The sequence below is a fragment of the Methylovulum sp. genome (genome assembly GCF_028687615.1).
Lineage (GTDB): Bacteria > Pseudomonadota > Gammaproteobacteria > Methylococcales > Methylomonadaceae > Methylovulum.
In genome coordinates, this window is sequence record NZ_JAQTZU010000003.1 from 157,075 (window position 1) to 174,912 (window position 17,838).

Below are 17,838 nucleotides of genomic sequence, written 5' to 3' on the forward strand. Positions count from 1 at the left end.
AGTTGTAGAATGAACACAACACATGTCGGCAATATGACGACTGCGCGGACCTCAAAGGGCAGGCAGTCGTAGCCTATGCAATAGAGAGGTTGGTGTGCCAGTAAGAACGTTTGAAGACAAATATCCGCAGTTGGGTGCGTCGGTTTATATTGACGACAGCGCGGTGGTGATTGGTGATGTCACTTTAGGTGATGATGTGTCGGTGTGGCCCACCACGGTAGTTCGTGGTGATGTGGAGCGTATCTGTATTGGTGCGGGGACGAATGTCCAGGACGGCGCGGTGCTGCATGTCTCCCATGCCGGAAAATTCTCGCCGCAAGGCCATCCGTTGACGATAGGCAAGGGCGTGACGATAGGGCATAGGGCGGTCGTCCATGCTTGCACGATTGGCGATTATTGCTTGATAGGCATAGGCGCGATCATCATGGATGGCGCGGTGCTGGAGGATTATGTCATGCTCGGTGCGGGTGCTTTGGTTCCGCCAGGGAAACAGTTGGCGGGTGGTTTTTTGTATGTCGGGTCTCCAGCGAAACAAGCGCGTCCATTGGCTGAATCGGAGCGGGAGTTTCTGGAATATTCGGCGGCGCATTATGTAGTTTTGAAAAACAAGTACTTACTAAAGGGTTAAATAGTTAAAAAGCCCTCACAGCACTACTTAGCTCAGGTAGGTCGGGTCGCCTAAAGCGCCTACTGAAATAAATAGAGAAAAACTATTTAGGAAAGATGTCTATTAAAACGATTGGCTACATTTGCAGTGCGAAAAATACCGTAACCAGTTCCGCCGAACTTACTGGTTCGGTGGCACTGGTTTTCTGTGATAGGCAATTTGTCCCTTCCCCGTTCCAAGGTCATTGCCTTGGCAATATCTGAATTAAGGAATGTGCATGGAATAAATTCGCGGATCAAGACCTGTCAGGTTTCTTGTGCCCCAGAGGGTATCAAAACCTGACAGGTCTGACGAGCCGGTGCGGAAATTATTTCATGCACATTCCTAAGCTTCAAATCTTTACGGAATTTTTACCCTGTTTCAAATTAGACTGCACACTGATGTTAAGACAACGATGCTGGAATCAGCGGTAGGCTTAGGCCGTTTTATCTGGGGTGGTTTTTATGAGTAGTGTATTTCTGTTATTGACGGTGGTGTTTTTTGCCGTCACCGTCGCATTGGTTTATGCCTGTGGGTCTTTAAGGGGGCAATCATGAGCTGGATGTATTTATTAAGTGGCGTGCTGGTGCTGGTGGTTTTTGTTTATCTGATTGCCGTGCTGTTTTATCCGGAGTTGTCTGATGACTAGCAACAGTTTTTTTCAAATCGCGTTATATGTAATCACCCTGCTGGCTTTGGCGAAACCGCTAGGCTGGTATATGGCGAGGGTCTATGAAGACGAGCCAGTGTGGTTGAATCGTGTATTGGCCCCGTTTGAAGCGTTGATTTATCGGGCAAGTGGTGTAAACCCGAAACAAGAGATGCGTTGGATGGATTACGCCATCGCCATGCTGGTGTTTAACTTGTTGGGGTTCTTGACGGTATTCGCGTTACAAAGCTGGCAAGCTTTCTTGCCGTTTAATCCACAAAACCTGCCCAACGTCAGCGCTGACTCGTCATTCAACACCGCCGCCAGTTTCGCCACCAATACCAACTGGCAAGGCTACGGCGGTGAAACAACCATGAGTTACCTGACCCAGATGCTGGGGTTGACCGTGCAGAATTTCGTTTCCGCCGCAGCGGGCATGGCGGTGCTGGTTGCGTTGATCCGTGGCTTTACCCGCCGCAAAGCCGATATTATCGGTAATTTCTGGGTGGATATGACCCGTAGCACTTTATATATCTTGATGCCGCTGTCGTTGGTTTTAGCATTGGTGCTGGTCGGGCAAGGCGTGGTGCAGACGTTCAGCCCTTATCAAAGCGTATCGCTGGTTGAAACGGTCAGTTACGAACAACCTAAACTGGGTGTCGACGGTGTGGCCTTGCAAGATGCCGCTGGCAAGCCAGTGATGGAAACGGTCAAAGTCAAAGAGCAAACGGTGGCGGTAGGGCCTGCCGCTTCGCAAGTGGCTATCAAGCAACTCGGCACTAACGGCGGTGGTTTCTTTAACGTCAATTCGGCGCATCCTTTGGAAAATCCGACCCCGTTGAGCAACTTCCTGGAAATGCTGGCTATCCTGCTTATCCCCGCCGCATTGTGCTACAGCTTCGGCATGATGGTGGGCGATACCCGCCAAGGTTGGGCGATTCTGGCGGCGATGACGCTGGTGTTCGTCGCGCTGATTTTTGTTGCGGTACCGGCCGAGCAAAGCGGCAATCCGGCGCTGGCGGCATTGGGCGTCGATCAGTCGGTAAACGCCGATCAGACCGGTGGCAATATGGAAGGCAAGGAAACCCGGTTCGGCATTACCAATTCCGCGTTGTGGGCAGTCGTTACCACGGCGGCTTCCAATGGTTCGGTCAATGCCATGCACGATTCCTTCACCCCTATCGGCGGCATGGCGCCAATGTGGCTGATGCAGTTGGGCGAGGTGATTTTCGGCGGCGTGGGTTCGGGGTTGTACGGCATGATTATGTTTGCGATAGTTGCGGTGTTTGTGTCCGGTTTGATGATAGGACGTACTCCCGAATATCTGGGCAAAAAAATCGAAGCCTACGAGATGAAAATGGCGGCTATCACTATCTTGATCCCGCCGCTGGTGGTCTTGGGCGGCACTGCGCTCGCCGTCATGGTCGATGTCGGCAAATCCTCGGTTTTTAACCCGGGCGCACACGGTTTCAGCGAAGTGCTGTATGCGTTCTCGTCGGCAGGTAACAATAACGGCAGTGCTTTTGGTGGCTTGTCGGCGAACACGCCGTTCTATAACGCGATGCTGGGTCTGGCGATGCTGTTCTCGCGTTACTGGCTGGCGGTGCCGGTGCTGGCTATCGCCGGTTCACTGGCGGCGAAAAAGATTGTGCCGACCGGTCCTGGTACCTTGCCGACGCATACGCCGCTGTTTGTTGTGTTATTGATTGGTACTGTGCTGATGGTGGGTGCGCTGACGTTTATTCCGGCATTAGCCTTGGGGCCGATAGTCGAGCATCTGCAAATGATCGGCGTTGCATCGGCTAAATAATGTTGGGCCGCCTAATGCGCCTACTACTGAATACATGTGAGAGAATTTCATGAGTAACAAATCTACTACTATGTCTTTATACGATCCACAAATCCTTGGCACAGCCCTGGTGGATTCCTTCCGTAAACTGGCCCCGCAGCAACAATGGAAAAATCCGGTGATGTTTGTGGTTTATCTGGGCAGTATGCTGACCACCCTGCTTTGGGTGCTGGCCCTGAATGGCGAGGGCAAGGATCCGGCTCTGTTCATTTTAGCGATTACCTTATGGTTATGGGGAACGGTGTTGTTCGCCAACTTTGCCGAAGCGGTCGCCGAAGGGCGTAGCAAAGCGCAAGCGGCGTTTTTACGCAGTGCCAAACGCGATATTGCCGCGAAAAAACTCGATGAGCCGCGTTATGGGGCCAATTATTCCAAAGTCGCCGGTTCCAGCCTACGGCGTGGCGATGTGGTTTTAATCGAAGCGGGGGATTTTGTCCCTGGCGACGGCGAAGTGATTGAAGGCGTTGCGTCTGTGGACGAAAGCGCGATCACGGGTGAAAGTGCGCCGGTGATCCGCGAATCGGGCGGCGATTTCAGCTCGGTAACGGGCGGTACACGGGTGCTGTCGGACTGGTTGGTGGTGCGTATTACCGCCAACCCCGGTGAAGCGTTTCTGGATAGGATGATTGCTATGGTCGAAAGTGCGAAACGGCAAAAAACACCTAACGAAATCGCCTTGACTATTTTGTTGGTCGCGTTGACGCTGGTGTTCCTGATGGCGACCGTGACCTTGCTACCATTTTCCCTGTACGCGGTAGCGGCTTCAGGTGCAGGGCAACCGATCACGATCACCGTGCTGGTGGCTTTGCTGGTCTGCCTGATCCCGACCACTATCGGCGGTTTGTTATCCGCCATCGGCGTTGCTGGCATAGGGCGGATGATGCAAAAAAACGTCATCGCAACGTCGGGCCGGGCCGTGGAAGCGGCGGGTGACATTGACGTATTGCTGCTGGACAAAACCGGTACGATTACCTTGGGCAACCGGCAAGCTTCCATGTTTTTAGCCGTGAGGGGCGTGACCGAGCGGGAACTCGCCGATGCCGCACAGTTGGCTTCACTGGCTGACGAAACCCCGGAAGGCCGTAGCGTGGTGATTTTGGCAAAACAGAAATACGGGTTTCGGGAACGGGACGTGCAATCTTTAGGGGCCACTTTCGTACATTTCAGCGCCCAAACCCGTATGAGCGGCGTGAATATTGAAGGACGGCAGATCCGCAAGGGAGCCGCTGATTCCATTCGTATCCATGTTGAGGAGCTAGGGGGCAAGTTTCCGCCAGAGCTTTCGAAAATGGTCGATGATGTCGCGCGGCGCGGCAGCACCCCGTTGGTGGTGGCTGAAGGCACGCGTGTGTTGGGTGTCATCGAGTTGAAGGACATTGTCAAAGGCGGCATCAAGGAGCGTTTTGCCGAACTTAGGCAAATGGGCATCAAGACCATCATGATCACCGGCGACAACCGTTTGACCGCCGCCGCGATTGCCGCCGAGGCGGGGGTCGATGATTTTCTCGCCGAAGCGACACCCGAAGCGAAGCTGAAACTGATCCGCCAATACCAAGCGGAAGGGCGTTTAGTGGCGATGACAGGGGACGGCACCAACGACGCCCCCGCACTGGCGCAGGCCGATGTTGCGGTGGCGATGAACAGCGGTACGCAAGCCGCGAAAGAAGCGGGCAATATGGTGGATTTGGATTCCAACCCGACCAAGTTGATTGAAATTGTCGAAACGGGCAAGCAAATGCTGATGACGCGCGGTGCTTTGACCACGTTCAGCATCGCCAATGATGTCGCCAAATATTTCGCCATTATCCCAGCAGCCTTCGCCACCACCTATCCGGTGCTGGATGTACTGAACGTGATGAAGTTGGCGACACCCGCCAGCGCGATTTTGTCGGCGGTCATATTCAATGCCTTGATTATCGTGGCATTGATTCCCTTGGCTTTAAAAGGCATCAAATACAAGCCTGTCGGGGCCGCCACGCTGTTGCAAAATAATTTGCTGGTGTACGGGGTAGGCGGATTGATCGTCCCATTTATCGGCATTAAGGCGATAGACCTGGTTCTGGTCACGCTGGGCCTGGCTTAAAATGCTTAAATGTAGGGTGGGCGACGCTTTTTTGCCCGCCTTTTGTCTGATAATCGGTGGGCAGAAAAGCGTCGCCTAAAGTGCCTGCTTTTGGTGCCCACCCTACTTTTAGAGATCGAAAATGATTAAACATCTACAACCGGCAGTTATTTTGTTTGCAATTTTGACGGTGTTGACGGGCGTTATTTATCCCGCCATCGTGACGGGTCTGGCGCAATTGTTGTTTCCCAATCAGGCCAATGGCAGCCTGATGACGGATAGCGGCGGCAAGACGATAGGCTCCAGCTTGATCGGGCAAGCATTCAGCGACCCTGGGCATTTTTGGGGACGGCCTTCTGCAACGGGCCCTTTCCCTTACAATGCCGGGGCTTCCAGTGGCTCGAACCTAGGACCGACCAATCCGGCTTTGGCGGATGCCGTCAAAGCCCGTATTGCCACTTTACAAGCCGCCGACCCCGAAAATAAAAATCCGGTTCCGGTTGATTTGATCACCGCATCAGGTAGCGGATTAGACCCCCATATCAGTCCGGCGGCGGCGGATTATCAAATCAACCGCGTGGCTAAGGCGCGTAAGATTAATCCAGAAAAGCTTAGGGAGTTGGTGCAAAACCATACTGAAGCGCGGCAATGGGGTGTCTTTGGTGAGCCCAGAGTTAATGTGCTGGCGTTAAACCTAGCGTTGGATGTTTTGCGTTAAACGATGCCAATGCCTTGATTTAAGATAGGAGAATCAGGCATTGCTAGTCGTCCTGAGTTAGCTTGACGGCGGCGGAATTAAATCGAACCAATTTATCCCAATCAATTTCGCCGCTGTCTTTGCAAAAACCGTTGGCAAAGGTCTTGGTGAATTTGTTAAGCATTTGTGCATAAGATTTGACAAATTCATCGTTGTTTTCCTTTGCGTCATATCCAAGCGGCTCGATGATTTCGGTAAACAGTTCATTATTTCCAGAGACAAATTCCCAAAAGGTTTGACCGCAGTATTTGAAATAGTCACCTTTATCGGGTTTGTTGTCCCGGCCATAACAACAGTCGGTAGTCCTGTAATCGGAATGATTTGTAAAAAGTCAAGCCTACCGATTTATTGGGTCGAATGCCCGTACTTCAAGGCGTACAGTCATCGCAATATTTTATTGACAAATCTATTATCATTCCGATTGCAGGACTACCCTTATGAAATAAATAACAGCCAATAACAGATTGGGATTAATTCCAAGGAGTTGGTAGGATTACCACAATACGAATTACAGCAAGGCCAACAATTAAGACAATTTATCAAAAATTGCTGTTTCTCTTTATCGGTCATCCTTTTATCATTATCTGTTTGATATTTAATTGTTTCTTTATGTTTTGTCTATTATTTCTCAGCGTCTACTGTCAATCTTAAAATATTAAACACTCCCACCCAAGCCTTCAATGAAAGTGTCAATATAAATGGTTATCTTATCCTTGACCCGTTCGAGAATGGGTTTTCTCTGTAATATCTTGGGCTTGAAATTCAGCGCATTGATGATTTCTTCATCTTTGGGCAGTCGGTTGGTAAAGCCATAATTAGCTAACAATTTTGTTAGTTTTTCGGGGTTCAAATCTTCTTGGCTGCATAATTCGTCTAGGGCTTTTTGCTGTTGTAACGCCCAAAACTCAGTAAACGCATTCGCCACGTCTTCATTGGCGTTGAGGTTTGGCAAATTTTCCGCGATAAACGCCTCAATCAGCACCCGTTTGCTGCGTAGCTGCACTTCACCTGTCAGTAAGTCGATAATTTCCTTACGTTGGTTTTTGGTACTTTCGGTATCGTCTTTGCCCAATTTTTGCAACAACGCCAAGATATAAGCGACGTTGATTTCATCCCGATGAATCAAGCTTAATTCAAAATCGACATCTTCCAGTATCGAAGCTTTTTCACCCGCTTGCTTGCGTTTGTTCACTTTGTCGTGCAGGTCGAGGTATTTGCTTTTGTAATCTTCAAAAGCCTGTTCTGGCAAACTCAAGTCGGTATTGGCGAAATCCGCAAAGGTGGTCAGGATATTTTTAATGCGGAGCAATTCCCTAAATTGGGTGATAAATTTCAATTCCTCATTTTCACTGGGCAATTGCTCGACGCTTTGCACCGTGGGCGCGGTGTTTAACAACGCTACTACCACTTGATTAAAATCCTGCACGTATTCTTGATAAGGTTTTATTAATACGGTTTCTTTGGCGTTCTTGTTGGAAAATAAGGCAATCGCGTCATCGGTGGCATCTTTCAAGTTGCGGAAACAAACGATATTGCCCTGTGATTTCTTTTCGTTCAGGATACGGTTGGTTCGTGAAAATGCTTGTACCAGCCCATGATATTTCAGGTTTTTATCGACATATAGCGTGTTCAGGCGTGGGCTATCAAAGCCCGTCAAGAACATATTCACCACCAGCAAAATATCAATTTCCCCCGAACGAACCCGCTTGGCAATATCCTGATAATAGAAGTAAAAATTCTGGCTATCCTTGATATTGTGGCTCGTACCATATAGCCCATTGTAATCCGCAATGAATTCATCCAATTTGTCGCGGCGGGATGTATTGATCTGCGCCCCTGTGGGAATTTCCAAGGCTTCTTCTGGCAATAAGCCATTCAAGCCATTAGCTTCTGGGTCTTCTTCATTGGCTGCATAACTAAAAATGGTGGCGATTTTTAAGGGTTTGCTGATGCCTGCCTGTTTACGTTTGAAAAGTTCGTAATAGCGGATTAGGGTAGCGACACTACTCACGCAAAACATCGCGGTAAAATCTGGGGCTTTGGTTTTTTGCGGATGATGTTCAAGAATGTAATCAACGATTTTTTCCAAGCGTTTTTCACTGTCCAACAATTCTTTGGTATCAATCGCCTCGACTTCAATATCCAGCTCGTTGGCACTGTTTTTTTGATACTTGCCTACATATTCGACTGAAAACCGTAACACGTTATTGTCGCGTATCGCATCCACAATGACGTACTTATGTAAGCATTCGTCGAATAACGACGCGGTAGTCGCTAAACCCGTGGCGTTTTTTTCCAGAATAGGCGTTCCCGTAAAGCCAAACAGTTGCGCCTGTCTGAAAAACCGTTTGATGTTTTGATGGGTTTCACCAAACTGGCTACGGTGGCATTCATCGAAAATAAAAACGACTTTCTTGTCCTGCAACTGTTCAAGTTTTTCAAAGTGGCGTGGGTTTTGGATGGCGTTATTGAGCTTTTGCAGGGTGGTGACAATCAGGGTGCAACCATCATCCTTCAGTTGCGCCACCAGCTTATGGGTGTCCGTGGTGTTATCAATGCAACCGGGCGCAAAGGCGTTAAACTCGCGGGCGGTCTGATAATCCAAATCCTTGCGGTCAACGACGAACAACACCTTATGCACTTTAGGCAAGCATTTGATAATTTGGCTGGTTTTAAACGAAGTCAGTGTCTTGCCTGAACCCGTCGTGTGCCAAATATAGGCGTTATTGTTACTGTTTTTAACTTGATTGACCAACGCTTCCACTGCATAAACCTGATAAGGGCGCATCACCATTAACGCCTTTGTGGTATCGTGCAACACGGTGTAGTGGGTAATCATTTTAGCAATATGGCATTGCTTCAAGAATTCAGCGGTGAATTCGTGCAAGTCCGACAGGCGGTTATTTTGTTTGTCTGTCCAAACAAAGGTTTGCTCGAAGGATTGCTTGCTGTTATTGGCAAAATACTTGGTGTTCACCCCATTACTGATAATGAAGAGCTGCACATACTGGAACAGCCCAACCCCAGCATCGTAAGAATCGCGCTGGTAACGGTTGACTTGATGGAAGGCGACTTTTAGCTCAGCACCGCGTTTTTTTAATTCGATTTGCACCAATGGCAAGCCATTGATTAACAAGGTCACATCATAGCGGTTATTGTAGTTCCCAGCCATTGTCACTTGATGGGTGACTTGAAACTCGTTCATGCACCAGTCATCACAGTTTAAAAAGCTCAGGTAAACCGTATCATCGCCATCCCGTTTTAGGGCGAACTTGTCGCGCAGGATTTTTGACCTATCGAACACGTTGCCTGTGTTCAAGTGGTTTAAGACGCGCTCAAATTCGGCATGGCTCAGGGTAACGCTGTTGTGAACTTCCAATTGCCTTTTAAGGTTGCCACGCATATCGATTTCATTGTCGATACGGACAAATTGGTATTCCATGCCTTTGAGCTGGGCAATTAGGGCTTGTTCCAAGGCGTTTTCGGATTGGGTAGTCATAATAGTTAAGTAAATTTTTTCATGTCCTGATCGAAACTAAAAACATCCCAATCCTGCTGTTTCGCGGTTGCATGAACAATCGCATCAACGACATCAACGTTATGTTCTGCAAATAATTGTAAGCTGGTTATTAAAATATCACGATTAATCTGGCTGATTCCTGCATAACTAAAAAACCCCATTACTAAAAAACCCCATTAATACCTCACAGGCTTTGGCTTTCGGTACTTTATAGACTTTTAATAACACATAAACACACTCGGCAAGCACACTGTCTGGAATATACACCGTTATTTTTCCACTGATAACGTCTGCCATAAATGCTTGTGCCCGCAGAAAATGCTGTGGATGGTCATTGAGCAAATAGCGCAAAATGACATTGGTATCAAGAACGGTGATATTTTTCATGGGTTGCTGTTTGCCAAGCTTGTTGTATCGCTTGATCGGTTGGAATATAGCCGTTTGTATAGTCTTTTAAACACCCTGCCAACGTTTGCTGTTCTGCTGTTCTGCGGCTTTCACTGTTTAATTTAAGCCGAAAAGCATGAATAAGCTCATAAAGCTCACTTAACTGGGTTTCGGGGATGTATTGCAATTCGTTGATAATGTCGTCTTGAATCATGGCGTGATTCCTGTGTTAAGGATTAAACAAAAAGCTGTTGCAACAAGCCTTGTTTGTACTGTTTTACCGCGTCCAATTGGGTTTGGTTGTGGCTGATTTTATCGTCTAGGGCGGTTAGGAAGTTGGCGATTTTGGTTTGTTCTTTCTGGCATGGCAGATTAACCATACAATTGCTAATTTCTCCTAAATTGATTTTTTTAGGGAATGCCACATGGATTATTCTTTTGTGTAATTCATTTTGAAAAAAACGTGTTCTAATGAAATGAGCTAGATACAAGGAACTGGCTTTATTCGACTTTTTGATTAAAGCCAAACTCACATAAAAAGAAGCCTCAACATCCCAATCAATATATTTTGGTGTACCAATATCTCCAATTTTTGTCATTAGAATATCGCCTTTTTCTAACCTAACTCTTTTATTTTCTCGCTCAAAAACATCGCGAGAAATAAACTTTGTATCCTTAAAATTATTATTTGTAATATGCTCGACACTATAAAATGGAATTCCTGACTTTGTATAATTTGGGGTCATGTGTGTACCATCATATATTTGGGTCAAATCACCTAAACTCTTTTCTTCCCAATCAGGAAAATCCCGCCCGTCATCGTCCTTAAACCGCAATTGCTGGCTAAAAATCTGCTGCATCACGCCTTTTTTGTAACGCGCCAATAATTCACCTTTTTGCGTGAGCCGGGCTATTTTTTCATCCACCGCAGTGAGGAAGTTGGCGATTTTGGTTTGTTCATTTCTATCAGGTATATTTAAATCCAATGACTTCAATTGGCTTGAATACAAATGAACAACTGAATTGCCCTGTGCCAATTTAGCAATATCCAGTTTCTTTTGATTATTTAAATAATAGCTAAGAAAAACACCATTTTCTTGTGATTTTATGATGTTTAAGTCACTACCTAGTGCAATCCCTGCTACCTGAACACATGAAGCGGTTGCAATATCAATCTGTGTTTCACCTGACGCTGGGATAATAACGTCATTTATTTCACTTAATACGAGGTTATCAACGTGAATATTTGTTTTTGATTTAACATAATGGATAGTTTCGCCATATTCCGTATAAAGTTCACCATATCTAATGCAAAACGTTTTACCATTTTTGTCAATATCAGCCTTCGAAATTCCTTTGCCTTTTGAAAAAGTGGCAATATCACCGAGTTTTTTAACTTCCCAATTCCCGCTAAACTCCTTAAACCTCAACCGTGGCACATTCACAAAGCGGTCTCCCAATCATTCAATAAAACAATATGCCCGAGTTGCTGAGTTTTACTAAAATGCTTTTTATCAGCGGTTACAAAATAACAATCATTAAGAATTGCCAAAGCATGATAGCTTGAATCATAAAATGAAGGAAAACCAGATTTTGTATGACCTGTTTTACAAATATCAATAATTTTATTGACACAATATTCGTCTAATTCAACCGTGTGTAACAGTGATTTTTGCAATTTAATCATTAACCCATAAACTTCAATCGCCGAATAGTTGCCAATACTAACCGTTGCCAAAACTTCATATACCCACAATTGCGGAACAATGATATGAATTTTGTCTATCAGCAACTTTTCAATTAACGCCTTTGCTTGATGGCTATCCTGTTCTTTTAAAAACTGTTTACTGAAAACACATGAATCCAAGACGATTTTATTTTTCACTTTAATGCTGTCCCGTCCCGTAAGCTTCTTACAATCTGCTCTGAGGTATATTCACACTTAACAGGTTTAATTTTGCGTAGCATTTCTAAAAGCTCTTGGGTGTTATCTTCTTCAATAAGCAGTGATTCTGTATTTTGCAAAGCCCCAACTAAGCTTTGTGTTTGTGAAGAATGTTCTTTGTCAGTTTCCAGTCTTCTATCAGCGAGCAACTCATCCACTAGGCTGACCGACGCGGGAATAACTGACATGAGTGCTGTTAAGTGTTCTTTCGCTTGCCTTTCCTGCTTTTGCTCTAAAAACAAGACAAAATCTAAAACCTCGGCTTTTAAGTCCATCGGCAATAAGTCTAGGTGCTGGTGTAGTTGTTCATCCAAGTGCATTTTGTTGTCCTCAAAGCGATTAAAACGGTGGTTTAATACCCAATTCCAGACAAAATGCTGCAATCGTCGCATCGGTGCTTTTACTGGCCTGCTCCAGTCCAGCCAATTGTGCCGCTATCGCGTTTAAATCAATCGCGGTTTCAGTTTCAAAGGTATCGACATAGCGGGGAATGTTCAGATTGTAATCGTTGGCCTTAATATCCGCTAACGGGGCGACTTGGCTGTATTTTGGCGTGTTGGTGCGGTTGATATAGGCGGTGATGATGTTGGCTATATGTTCAGGCAGGAGCTTGTTTTGGGTTTTGACTTTCTCAAAATGCTGGCTGGCATCAATAAACAAAATATCGTCTGGATTTTTACGACATTTTTTGAACACCAGTACGCAAGTGGGAATGCTGGTGCCATAAAAAATATTGGCAGGCAGACCAATTACCGCATCCAAACAATTGAGCTGTTCTATGATGGTCTGGCGGATATGGCCTTCTGCTGCACCCCGAAACAACACGCCATGTGGCAATACACAGGCCATCACGCCATCGTCTGCCAAGTGGTAGATCATGTGCTGGACAAACGCCAAATCCGCTTTGGTGCTGGGGGCTAACCTGCCATATATGCTGAAACGGTCATCGCTCATAAACAGCGGGTTTGCGCTCCAATGGGCTGAAAAGGGTGGGTTGGCGACGATAGCATCAAAGCGTTGGTCACGATGCTGGGGATGTTCCAAGGTGTCTTCTTGGCGCAAGTCGAAATCCGCATAATGCACGTCATGCAAGATCATGTTCATGCGTGCCAAGTTGTGCGTGGTGCGGTTAAGTTCTTGCCCGACAATTTTAATGGCGTGGTCTTGGGCCGCTTCGCGTTTTACCCGCAGCAATAACGAACCGCTGCCACAAGTGGGGTCATAGACGTTTTTGATTTTTTTATTTTGGCAAGTGACCAGTTTGGCTAACAGGGTCGAAACGGGTTGCGGGGTGTAAAATTCACCTGCTTTTTTACCTGCACCACTGGCAAATTCGCCTATCAGGTATTCGTAAGCATCGCCCAGCACGTCTGCGTTGACATCCTGTAACTGAAAATCGATTTGGTCAAGGTGGCTTAAAATTTTGGCAATCAGCTCATTTTTGGCTTTTTCGCTATTGCCCAGTTTTGATGAGGTTAAGTCCAAGTCCTCAAACAGGTTGTTAAAATCATCAGCACTTTCTGTGCCTTGGGTGCTTTGTTCGATGTTTTTAAAAATGCGGATCAGGTCTGGAATAATAAAATTGCTGCCCGTATCCGATTTGCTAATGCCTTTTAAAGCAATGGCATGGAAAACTTCAGCGGGTTTTAAAAAATACCCTAATTCTTTTACCGTGGCTTCCTTTACCGCCTCGATAATTTCCTTATCATCGGTTTTATTTTCATCCAAGCGGGTAAATTGTAGGCCATCTTCTTCCAGTATGGTGTTGGCAAAACGTTGAATTTTTTCGGACAGGTATTTGTAGAAGATAAAGCCCAGCATATAGTCGCGAAACTCGTCAGCGTGCATTTTTCCACGCAAACTATCCGCAATTTTCCATAATTGTTGTTGTAACTGGCGACGCTGTTCTTCGGACATGGGGGGAATGATGAATGGGTTATTCTTGACAAAGCAAGGATGATACCCGATTTATTGCTTATTTTGGGTTGGCGCACTAAAAAATAAACTTGGAATTATCAAGCGTTGCTTCACCATCCCAACGATAGGCGACCAAATCACCGCCTTTTCCTGCACTGTAATCTAAACAGGCAACATTTTCGGAAAGTTGAGAAGGCGAACCTGTCATCCAATAGTGTCCAAAAAATAATGGCTTATCGATTGGGAAATTCAAGCGAGCCTGTTCTGGAATGGGTGAGTCAGGGAGTCTTTCGCGTTCTGCCTCATCAGGCAGTATGGCAGCCTGACGATAAGTTAATGCGGATTTATCCCACCAACGCACCCGCGTATTGGTTCTTTTAACGCCATCCTTGTCGAGGAAAAAATGTCCTGTGGGCAGGGCTATTTCAATCCCTTTACACAATGTCTCTACTGCTTCAAATAAGGAAGGCATGGCAGCATCTTCTGCCACACTGTCAGGCTCATTGGTTACGTCGTGCAACAATGCCTGTGGAATTGTGCCATCAGGAGCAAGATGGGGTTTTAGAAAATCCATGTATTGCTGATGCCAACATGCGTGTACCACCCGAATTCCAGGCAGGTCAAGCCAAAGTGGCAGGGTTTGAAACCACTCGATAATGTCTTTATGGGTGTCGTGCAGGTGTTCAACTTCGTTTAGAAAAGCCTGATGCTGATCACGATTTTTATCACCTGATTGGTGGGGAGGGTGTGGGCGTAAAAATTCCCCTTTTCGTTTTGGGTGGGGCGTATGCCATGCGATGGCATTGAGTTCATGGTTTCCTAATATAGCTAAAGCCGCTCCAGCTTCCACCATGTCACGGGCTATTTTGACTGTTTCTAATTGATGCTGTCCACGATCAATGAAGTCGCCTAAAAAAATAACCTGTCGTTCAGAATGATGCCAATCCCCGTTTTTATTTTTGCAATAACCCAATAGGTTGGCAAGTTTTTCTGCGTGTCCGTGGATGTCGCCAATGATGTCGTAATTCATATTTCTCGACCTATTTGATATTGGCAAAGTCTGTTAATCACTTATACCTTCAGGGTAATGTAACGTTGTACCAGAGTAAAATTTATCTTGTGACATTTTCAATGTTAAATCATTTTCCTCATTGCAAAGCATATCGTCTATTAAATAAGCCAAGTGAAAGCAATCATCATGGTCTTCAAAAACTTCACCAGAACATTCAAAATATTTTATAAATGTATCTCGCCATTTAGAATTATGGCTTTTTCCTTTTTTAATACAGATAGTTACTAAAAAATCATAAGCATTTGTAACCATTTTAAATTCAAAAGTTTTTAAATTCTTTGTAGTGATTTTACTCAATAAAATAATGACTACACAATTTCCTTCAGTTATTGACTGCCCTACCTCTAATCCAAAAGCTTTTACAAGTTCAAGCGCATTTGCTAATGAACAATTTCACTGGCAAAGATTAGAACCGAGCCATGACTCGTTGCAACTGAACCAACGACCATTCCCCGCCCTTAGCAGTTTTGATACCCAAGCCGTTTAATTCCCCCAACATGGCGCGTTGAGATAATCCCTGCGCCTTCATACCTTCGATCATGCCTTTCAACTTGTTGGCGAATTCATCGGCTGACTTTTGACGGGCTTCAATGTTTGGCTTTAGATTAGCCATGCCAGACGCACCCAACACAACACCTCTTGCCTTTGCCGTTTGCAATGCTGCTTTAGTCCGTGCGCTGATTTGATCCCGTTCCCATTCAGCCATCACTGAGTACATTTGCAACATTACTTTGTTGGCTTGCGGCATATCAGCACAAACAAAGTCAACCCCGCTTTCTATCAACCCGCTTATAAAATGAACGTTTCTAGCTAATCTATCCAGTTTAGCAATGATTAACGTTGCCTTTTGTTTTTTACAAGCGTCAATAGCGGCTTTCAATTGTGGGCGGCGATCTAATGCGTCAGCACCCTTTCCCGTTTCTACCTCTAAAAACTCCTGAACCAGTTCCCAGTTACCGCCATTCAGGTAAGTTAAAACAGTTTGCTTTTGAGCTTCAAGACCTAACCCACTCAAACCCTGCTTCTGTGTGCTTACCCTGTGATAAGCGATAAATTTACCGTTTGCCATGACCTGAATCCCAGTTGACTACATTAAAATACATTCGTTTAATATGTAGTCAATTATACAGGTGTGCAAAGAATATTGCTATGTAACGTGTGGTTAGTAGCTTTGATAAAAATTCAACGGACAACAATTGACTCAATTGTGTAAGTTAGCAAAATATACCCTTATAAACTATTGATTTTAAATACCTAAAAAACAGTTTTGATAAATTTTCAACTTAACCGCTCTCTAATCATTACTCAGAAAAATAAATGATTGAAATATTAAAAAATATCACGCAATACTATGTTTTTATTGTATTTTTTACTATTCAATAAAATCGCCACATTGCAGCAAATTTACAAGTTCGATTTGCGTCAAGACTGCCATCCATAGAATAAATATTTTTCAATTTTTCGAAAGCAGAATAATGTAGAAAAAGTTGTCCTTATTTCTATTATATAAGAGATATGGATAACTTTCTCTATTGTTATTTACAATCAATGACTTAGTTTTTAAAACCACCAAAGAAATGACTCTAAGTTTTACATATACGATTTTTCTAACTTTGAAAGTATCAAGTTCATACTTTCATATTCATTTTTGAGAGAGCCTTGACTAAGCCCTTACGGTAAGGCGTGTGTGCTGAGGGTTTAAGTGGGACGCTTGGCAAGTATCTTATCGACGAGGTACTGCGAAAATAGTTTTTCAACAATCTCTATGGAAGAGTTCAAGCGGTGATCTCCAGAAATTAAATGCAGTGTACAGTCAATTTGTTTTGCGAATTTAATCGAGTTTTCAGGCGGTATAATGTCATCAGACCAGCCATGTACGATTTCTACGTTTTTGCTATTAGTATAGGCTTGCTTTTTAAAGCCTTGTATATAAAGGGCAGGTGCTAATAAAAATACGCCTTTTGCATTGACACGCTCCGAAGCTACCAAAGAAACATAGCCTCCCATACTTGAACCCACCAGCAAGAAATCTTCCTCTGCATCTTTTAATATGCTTAATAGATGATCAACTCTAAGGTCTGAATCTGAAATGCCCGAATAATCGATACTGTCAACGCTGTAGCCTTGATCTTTGGCAACCTTTGCAAGCCTAGTTATTTTACTGCCCCAAGGCCCGCTTTCTTTTCCATGCGAAAAATATACTTTCATATAAACAAGCGTGATTACTTAATTGAAGGAGGTGTAAAATGTTCAGTATTTTCTATTGAAAGTCTGGGGATGGTAAAAAAAACAATACCCAAATTATTACCAACTGAGCTAGTCGATTGTAGAGATTATTTTCTTGACCTAGTGTTCACGGGATCATGGGAAAAATCAATTGTCTGTTGATAAAATGTTTCTTCACAACGATAAATTTAGACTACAGCACATCAAAATTAAAATTCACAAACGTAAAGCCATCTGTTTTTTTGATAGTGATTTGTGACTTTTCTCTGAATATTGGCGAACTTTTCACCTCATTTTCCAGCTCTTCATCAGTTAAATCTGGAATGTCTTCATTGGCAAAAATAATGCTTTCAGCAGCTATGCCATCCCAAATCCATTTTTGATATAAGACTGGATAACAATCAAATTTTGACTCACATTGAGCAATGATTGTCGTGTCTTGATCTACTGGCACGTTAGCAAATTTACTGATCATAGCGTCATTTATAAATTTATGAACTATAAGGAAGAAGTGAAGCGTATGTTATTGAGTTAGCCATAAAGTCATCAATCCAATTTTGAATGTCAAGGCTAGACCCAGCCACACAACGTAAACCTAGCTTAATTTGATGTGGGAATTTATTATTGATAATTGCTTTTTGATCTACGAATTACTTTATAAATAGGTTTTCTGGCTAAATTAAAAGGCTCATAGTGGGTTTTGAGGGCATGCCATTGGTTGCAACAAAGCATCCAAGAGCGAACCCAATAATGCCCGCCCACGCCGCCTGACATTATGCACAAACTCAAAGAAACCCAGGTAAAGCGG

The 17,838-nt window shown here is 44.7% G+C and carries 20 protein-coding genes and 1 pseudogene; 5 read left to right on the forward strand and 16 right to left on the reverse strand.

Features of this window, described 5'->3' with window-relative positions; genetic code table 11:
• Nucleotides 1-94: 94 nt before the first annotated feature.
• From PHH59_RS03065 to kdpC, 5 genes are all read left to right on the forward strand, one after another.
• Nucleotides 95-628 (forward strand): gamma carbonic anhydrase family protein, encoded by a 534-nt coding sequence (locus PHH59_RS03065; protein ID WP_300011022.1) that lies wholly within the window; start codon nucleotides 95-97, stop codon nucleotides 626-628.
• Between the two features lie 571 nt (nucleotides 629-1,199).
• Nucleotides 1,200-1,295, forward strand: a complete 96-nt coding sequence (locus tag PHH59_RS03070) for a potassium-transporting ATPase subunit F (RefSeq protein ID WP_300011026.1) — start codon at nucleotides 1,200-1,202, stop codon at nucleotides 1,293-1,295.
• The gene (gene kdpA / locus PHH59_RS03075) at nucleotides 1,288-3,105 is read left to right on the forward strand and encodes a potassium-transporting ATPase subunit KdpA (RefSeq protein WP_300011029.1); all 1,818 of its coding nucleotides are present in this window, start codon (nucleotides 1,288-1,290) and stop codon (nucleotides 3,103-3,105) included. The genes PHH59_RS03070 and kdpA overlap by 8 nt, the downstream gene beginning before the upstream one ends.
• Nucleotides 3,106-3,154: 49 nt before the next feature.
• Nucleotides 3,155-5,227, forward strand: a complete 2,073-nt coding sequence (gene kdpB, locus PHH59_RS03080) for a potassium-transporting ATPase subunit KdpB (RefSeq protein WP_300011032.1) — start codon at nucleotides 3,155-3,157, stop codon at nucleotides 5,225-5,227.
• Nucleotides 5,228-5,348: 121 nt separating this feature from the next.
• Complete coding sequence (gene kdpC, locus PHH59_RS03085; protein ID WP_300011035.1) at nucleotides 5,349-5,924, forward strand: potassium-transporting ATPase subunit KdpC; 576 nt, start codon at nucleotides 5,349-5,351, stop codon at nucleotides 5,922-5,924.
• 202 nt (nucleotides 5,925-6,126) lie between these two features.
• Here the strand turns inward: kdpC and PHH59_RS16885 are convergent.
• From PHH59_RS16885 to PHH59_RS03150, 16 genes and pseudogenes are all read right to left on the reverse strand, one after another.
• Nucleotides 6,127-6,252: pseudogene (locus tag PHH59_RS16885) on the reverse strand (PmeII family type II restriction endonuclease); the annotation flags it as partial.
• Nucleotides 6,253-6,618: 366 nt separating this feature from the next.
• On the reverse strand, nucleotides 6,619-9,462 hold the full coding sequence (locus PHH59_RS03090; RefSeq protein WP_300011037.1) for a type I restriction endonuclease subunit R: 2,844 nt from the start codon (nucleotides 9,460-9,462) through the stop codon (nucleotides 6,619-6,621).
• 5 nt (nucleotides 9,463-9,467) lie between these two features.
• Nucleotides 9,468-9,644, reverse strand: a complete 177-nt coding sequence (locus PHH59_RS16890) for a PIN domain-containing protein (protein WP_366904480.1) — start codon at nucleotides 9,642-9,644, stop codon at nucleotides 9,468-9,470.
• Entirely contained in the window at nucleotides 9,631-9,870 is a 240-nt protein-coding gene (locus tag PHH59_RS03095) for a PIN domain-containing protein (RefSeq protein WP_300011040.1), read from the reverse strand. The genes PHH59_RS16890 and PHH59_RS03095 overlap by 14 nt, the downstream gene beginning before the upstream one ends.
• The gene (locus PHH59_RS03100) at nucleotides 9,848-10,084 is read right to left on the reverse strand and encodes a hypothetical protein (RefSeq protein ID WP_300011043.1); all 237 of its coding nucleotides are present in this window, start codon (nucleotides 10,082-10,084) and stop codon (nucleotides 9,848-9,850) included. Before PHH59_RS03100 ends, PHH59_RS03095 begins: the two co-directional genes overlap by 23 nt.
• A gap of 22 nt (nucleotides 10,085-10,106) precedes the next feature.
• Nucleotides 10,107-11,315 carry a restriction endonuclease subunit S gene (locus PHH59_RS03105; protein WP_300011046.1) on the reverse strand — a complete coding sequence of 403 codons (1,209 nt, stop codon included), beginning with the start codon at nucleotides 11,313-11,315 and terminating at the stop codon, nucleotides 10,107-10,109.
• On the reverse strand, nucleotides 11,312-11,755 hold the full coding sequence (locus tag PHH59_RS03110; RefSeq protein WP_300011049.1) for a type II toxin-antitoxin system VapC family toxin: 444 nt from the start codon (nucleotides 11,753-11,755) through the stop codon (nucleotides 11,312-11,314). Before PHH59_RS03110 ends, PHH59_RS03105 begins: the two co-directional genes overlap by 4 nt.
• Nucleotides 11,752-12,135, reverse strand: a complete 384-nt coding sequence (locus PHH59_RS03115) for a DUF2281 domain-containing protein (protein WP_300011052.1) — start codon at nucleotides 12,133-12,135, stop codon at nucleotides 11,752-11,754. Before PHH59_RS03115 ends, PHH59_RS03110 begins: the two co-directional genes overlap by 4 nt.
• A gap of 19 nt (nucleotides 12,136-12,154) precedes the next feature.
• Nucleotides 12,155-13,732, reverse strand: coding sequence for a type I restriction-modification system subunit M (locus tag PHH59_RS03120; RefSeq protein WP_300011054.1), 1,578 nt, complete (start codon nucleotides 13,730-13,732; stop codon nucleotides 12,155-12,157).
• A gap of 76 nt (nucleotides 13,733-13,808) precedes the next feature.
• Nucleotides 13,809-14,762: a metallophosphoesterase gene (locus PHH59_RS03125; RefSeq protein WP_300011057.1), complete on the reverse strand. Its 954-nt coding sequence runs from the start codon at nucleotides 14,760-14,762 to the stop codon at nucleotides 13,809-13,811.
• 33 nt (nucleotides 14,763-14,795) lie between these two features.
• On the reverse strand, nucleotides 14,796-15,101 hold the full coding sequence (locus PHH59_RS03130) for a hypothetical protein (protein WP_300011060.1): 306 nt from the start codon (nucleotides 15,099-15,101) through the stop codon (nucleotides 14,796-14,798).
• Nucleotides 15,102-15,210: 109 nt separating this feature from the next.
• Nucleotides 15,211-15,873, reverse strand: coding sequence for a recombinase family protein (locus PHH59_RS03135; protein ID WP_300011063.1), 663 nt, complete (start codon nucleotides 15,871-15,873; stop codon nucleotides 15,211-15,213).
• A 629-nt stretch (nucleotides 15,874-16,502) separates the two neighbouring features.
• A complete protein-coding gene (locus PHH59_RS03140) occupies nucleotides 16,503-17,012 on the reverse strand; it encodes a YqiA/YcfP family alpha/beta fold hydrolase (protein ID WP_300011066.1) in 510 nt (169 codons plus the stop codon).
• 211 nt (nucleotides 17,013-17,223) lie between these two features.
• The gene (locus PHH59_RS03145; RefSeq protein ID WP_300011069.1) at nucleotides 17,224-17,505 is read right to left on the reverse strand and encodes a hypothetical protein; all 282 of its coding nucleotides are present in this window, start codon (nucleotides 17,503-17,505) and stop codon (nucleotides 17,224-17,226) included.
• A 16-nt stretch (nucleotides 17,506-17,521) separates the two neighbouring features.
• Nucleotides 17,522-17,662, reverse strand: coding sequence for an AlpA family phage regulatory protein (locus PHH59_RS16895; protein ID WP_366904486.1), 141 nt, complete (start codon nucleotides 17,660-17,662; stop codon nucleotides 17,522-17,524).
• Nucleotides 17,652-17,838 (reverse strand): hypothetical protein (locus PHH59_RS03150; protein ID WP_300011072.1); only part of this gene is annotated, 187 nt, incomplete at its 5' end. The genes PHH59_RS16895 and PHH59_RS03150, both read right to left, overlap by 11 nt.

Excerpts from the sequence above, each read along its gene's own strand:
- PHH59_RS03100 (WP_300011043.1), bottom strand. The coding sequence starts at position 10,084 with ATGATTCAAGACGACATTATCAACGAATTGCAATACATCCCCGAAACC.
- PHH59_RS03090 (WP_300011037.1), bottom strand. The coding sequence starts at position 9,462 with ATGACTACCCAATCCGAAAACGCCTTGGAACAAGCCCTAATTGCCCAG.
- kdpC (WP_300011035.1), top strand. The coding sequence starts at position 5,349 with ATGATTAAACATCTACAACCGGCAGTTATTTTGTTTGCAATTTTGACG.
- PHH59_RS03135 (WP_300011063.1), bottom strand. The coding sequence starts at position 15,873 with ATGGCAAACGGTAAATTTATCGCTTATCACAGGGTAAGCACACAGAAG.
- PHH59_RS03095 (WP_300011040.1), bottom strand. The coding sequence starts at position 9,870 with ATGAAAAATATCACCGTTCTTGATACCAATGTCATTTTGCGCTATTTG.
- PHH59_RS03125 (WP_300011057.1), bottom strand. The coding sequence starts at position 14,762 with ATGAATTACGACATCATTGGCGACATCCACGGACACGCAGAAAAACTT.
- PHH59_RS03115 (WP_300011052.1), bottom strand. The coding sequence starts at position 12,135 with ATGCACTTGGATGAACAACTACACCAGCACCTAGACTTATTGCCGATG.
- PHH59_RS03140 (WP_300011066.1), bottom strand. The coding sequence starts at position 17,012 with ATGAAAGTATATTTTTCGCATGGAAAAGAAAGCGGGCCTTGGGGCAGT.
- kdpA (WP_300011029.1), top strand. The coding sequence starts at position 1,288 with ATGACTAGCAACAGTTTTTTTCAAATCGCGTTATATGTAATCACCCTG.
- PHH59_RS16890 (WP_366904480.1), bottom strand. The coding sequence starts at position 9,644 with ATGGGGTTTTTTAGTTATGCAGGAATCAGCCAGATTAATCGTGATATT.
- kdpB (WP_300011032.1), top strand. The coding sequence starts at position 3,155 with ATGAGTAACAAATCTACTACTATGTCTTTATACGATCCACAAATCCTT.
- PHH59_RS03070 (WP_300011026.1), top strand. The coding sequence starts at position 1,200 with ATGAGCTGGATGTATTTATTAAGTGGCGTGCTGGTGCTGGTGGTTTTT.
- PHH59_RS03120 (WP_300011054.1), bottom strand. The coding sequence starts at position 13,732 with ATGTCCGAAGAACAGCGTCGCCAGTTACAACAACAATTATGGAAAATT.
- PHH59_RS03145 (WP_300011069.1), bottom strand. The coding sequence starts at position 17,505 with ATGATCAGTAAATTTGCTAACGTGCCAGTAGATCAAGACACGACAATC.